The sequence below is a fragment of the Finegoldia magna genome, assembly GCF_018371055.1.
Taxonomy (GTDB): Bacteria; Bacillota; Clostridia; order Tissierellales; family Peptoniphilaceae; genus Finegoldia; species Finegoldia magna_I.
This window is the reverse complement of record NZ_JAGYZD010000211.1, coordinates 1-2882: the sequence shown is the minus strand read 5'-3', so window position 1 is coordinate 2882 and position 2882 is coordinate 1. Positions and strand designations below refer to the sequence as shown.

General features: G+C 33.3%; 6 protein-coding genes and 1 other annotated feature. All 6 genes read left to right on the top strand.

Annotated features, from left to right (window positions below):
- Positions 1 to 103: 103 nt before the first annotated feature.
- Positions 104 to 176 (top strand) — a sequence feature (ribosomal protein L21 leader region).
- Between the two features lie 12 nt (positions 177 to 188).
- Entirely contained in the window at positions 189 to 497 is a 309-nt protein-coding gene (rplU, locus tag KHW44_RS08080) for a 50S ribosomal protein L21 (protein WP_002835528.1), read from the top strand.
- A complete protein-coding gene (locus tag KHW44_RS08075; RefSeq protein WP_304068231.1) occupies positions 497 to 838 on the top strand; it encodes a ribosomal-processing cysteine protease Prp in 342 nt (113 codons plus the stop codon). The genes rplU and KHW44_RS08075 overlap by 1 nt, the downstream gene beginning before the upstream one ends.
- Before the next feature lie 2 nt (positions 839 to 840).
- Positions 841 to 1125, top strand: a complete 285-nt coding sequence (gene rpmA, locus KHW44_RS08070; protein ID WP_035109683.1) for a 50S ribosomal protein L27 — start codon at positions 841 to 843, stop codon at positions 1123 to 1125.
- Positions 1126 to 1251: 126 nt separating this feature from the next.
- Entirely contained in the window at positions 1252 to 2517 is a 1266-nt protein-coding gene (gene obgE, locus KHW44_RS08065; protein ID WP_304068228.1) for a GTPase ObgE, read from the top strand.
- 8 nt (positions 2518 to 2525) lie between these two features.
- On the top strand, positions 2526 to 2816 hold the full coding sequence (locus tag KHW44_RS08060; protein WP_002835523.1) for a YhbY family RNA-binding protein: 291 nt from the start codon (positions 2526 to 2528) through the stop codon (positions 2814 to 2816).
- A partial coding sequence (locus tag KHW44_RS08055; RefSeq protein WP_304068235.1) for an adenylyltransferase/cytidyltransferase family protein occupies positions 2809 to 2882 on the top strand: 74 nt, incomplete at its 3' end. The genes KHW44_RS08060 and KHW44_RS08055, both read left to right, overlap by 8 nt.

The window sequence follows — 2882 nt, the reverse complement described above, 5'->3', positions numbered from 1 at the left end:
ATGAATTTTGTGAACCGAATATAAATTTTCATGGATTTAGCAATTTAAATCTATTAGAATTCACAGTAAAACTTGACAAATAAATGAAATTACTGTACAATTATTTGGTGTGTAACCGCTCGAATCGGGTTTTCAAACTTCAAAAGTACCTAGATTTGGCGAGTCTTAAAAATGAGGAGGTGCACTAAATGTTCGCAATTATTAAAACTGGTGGAAAACAATACAAAGTTTCTGAAGGAGATGTCATTAAAGTTGAAAAAATCGAAGCTGAAGCAGGCGACAAAATCGAATTTGATCAAGTATTAATGGTAGCTGGAGACGATGTTAAAGTTGGAAGCCCTGTAGTAGAAGGAGCTAAGGTTCAAGCAGAAGTTTTAGACCAAAAGAAAGACAAGAAAATTGTTATTTTCAAATTCAAAGCTAAGAAAAACTACAGAAAGAAAAAAGGTCATAGACAACCATATACATTAGTTAAAATCGAAAAAATTGATGCTTAATGGTAACTGTCGATATTTTTAGAAAAGACGAAAAATTTGTAAAAGTCAAATCAACTGGTCATGCTGATTATGGATCCTATGGAAATGATGTGGTGTGCAGCGCTATCAGTGTTTATCTGATTAATACTGTCAACACATTTACAGAAATACTTAAGCTTGACTCTGATAAGTTGAAATTTCATTTTGAAAGCGGAGATGCTTTCTTCGAAATAAACTATGACTCACTAAATGAGACTGAAATGATTCAGGTGGATATTTTGATGAAATCATTGGTATTCGCACTGGAATCAATACGAAACGAAAATATAAAACACTTGAAAATTAACTATCGGGAGGTGTAATGATGATAAAATTAGATTTACAATTATTCTCTAGTAAAAAGGGAGTAAGTTCTACTAAGAACGGTCGTGATTCCGAATCCAAAAGATTAGGAACTAAAAAAGGTGACGGCCAATACGTTCTAGCTGGTAACATATTAGTTAGACAAAGAGGAACAAAAATACATCCAGGCAACAACGTTGGAAAGGGTGGAGACGATACACTTTTCACTAAAATTGACGGAGTAGTTAAGTTCGAAAGAATTGGTAAAAACAGAAAGCAAGTTTCTGTATATCCAAAAGAAGCTTAATTTTTTAGCAACACCTTTGTTATGATTATAAATCGGATTTCCTTTTTATAATCGTAGGGTGTTGCTTTTTTAGTGGAAAATAATGTAAACTTACAAGTATAGTGAGCATTAATAAAGAGGTGAAAAATGTTTATAGATGTAGCGAAGATAGAACTTAAAGCTGGAAAAGGTGGAGACGGTTCTGTTGCATTCAGAAGAGAAAAATACGAACCATCAGGTGGCCCTGCAGGTGGCGACGGCGGAGATGGCGGTAGTATTATAATTGTTGGCGACAAAGACATTAAAACTTTGATGGATTACAGTTACAAATCCATTTACAAAGCTGAAAGTGGCGGCGACGGCAGAAATAAAAAACAATTTGGTAAAAAAGGTGAAGATTTAATTCTAAAAGTTCCAGTTGGGACTTTGGTTAAAGATTACGATACAGATACGGTTATCTACGATGTAAAACACGATAAGGAAGAATTTGTAATTTGTAAAGGTGGCAAAGGCGGAAAGGGAAATGTTCATTTCAAATCATCTATAAGACAAGCGCCAAGATTTGCAGAGCCTGGAACAAAAGGTGAAGAAAAAACAATTAAGTTAGAATTGAAGCTTCTAGCCGATGTTGGATTAATAGGACTTCCTAACGTTGGGAAATCTACACTTTTGTCGATAATGTCAAACGCAAGACCTAAAATTGCAAATTATCACTTTACAACACTTGAACCAAATCTTGGAGTGTGCAAAGTCGGAGAAAAAAGTTTCGTACTTGCAGATATTCCTGGATTAATAGAAGGCGCAAGTGAAGGATTGGGACTTGGTCATGATTTCTTAAAACACATTGAAAGAACTAAAATTTTAGTTCACGTGTTGGATATTTCTGGAAGCGAAGGTAGAAATCCAATCGAAGATTTTGAACTTATCAATAGCGAATTGTCTTCATACAATATCAAATTAAACGACAAGAAAATGCTCGTGGTTTTGAACAAAACAGACTTGGGAGCAGAAGAAAATATAAAAGAATTCAGAGAAAAATATTCTGACAAAGTAGATGAAATCGTAGAAATAAGCGCTGCTACAACTGAAAATGTGGATAAGCTTATGTATTTGATTGCAGATACTTTGGACAGTATAGAAGATGATTATTCTACGTTGGATGAACAATACGTTTACTTTGAAGAAGAAAAAGAACCTGATTTCAAAGTTAGAAAAGAAAACGAAAATTACATTGTTGAAGGTCCATTGATTGAAAACTTGATATACAGAACAAACTTTGAAGTGTACGAATCTGTTAACCACTTGCAAAAAGTTCTTGAAGACAAGGGAATTATAGAGCAATTGAAAGATCTTGGAATACAAGATGGTGATAATGTAATTATCGGAGATGTAGAATTTGATTTTTACGAATAGGAGATAAAATGATAACACCAAAACAAAGAGCGAAATTAAAAAAGATTTCTCATGGTTACAAACCACTTGTAAATATCGGTAAAGGTGGAATTTCAGAAAATACTTTGAAACAAATCGACGATACTTTGAACAAGAGAGAAGTCATGAAAATAAAAATTCTCAACAATAATTTGGACGATAGAGATATGTTGATAGATGAAATATTGACAAAACTTGACTGTGAATTTGTAAGATATATGGGAAATATTCTAACAATTTACAGAGAATCTGAAAACAAGGTAATAGATTTAGATGATTAAAGTCGGAATAATGGGTGGGACTTTTGATCCCATTCATATAGGACATTTGATATTAGCTATGGAAGC